General features: G+C 67.1%; 1 protein-coding gene. It reads left to right on the top strand.

Annotation, left to right across the window (positions count from 1 at the left end):
- Nucleotides 1–258: amidohydrolase family protein (locus tag SB816_RS33090; RefSeq protein WP_410548390.1), on the top strand; the 258-nt coding region annotated here is incomplete at both ends.

Here is a 258-nt window from a genome sequence, read left to right as displayed (position 1 = left end):
CTTCGGGCAGGATTCGATCAAGGATCCGTGGTATCCGCTCGGCAACGGCAATATCCTGCGCGTGCTCGACGCCGGCCTCCATATCTGCCACATGATGGGCTACGAGGACCTGCAGCGCTGCCTCGACTTCGTCACCGACCACGGCGCGACGACGATGCATCTCGGCGAGCGCTACGGGATCGAGGTCGGGCGGCCGGCCAGCCTCGTCGTGCTCGACGCCGACAGCGACTACGAAGCGGTGCGGCGGCAGGCGAAGGC

It is taken from the genome of Achromobacter sp. SIMBA_011, from assembly GCF_046535435.1.
Taxonomy (GTDB): Bacteria; Pseudomonadota; Gammaproteobacteria; order Burkholderiales; family Burkholderiaceae_B; genus Achromobacter; species Achromobacter dolens.
The sequence above is the reverse complement of the archived record's forward strand: the minus strand, read 5'-3'. Positions and strand labels throughout refer to the sequence as shown.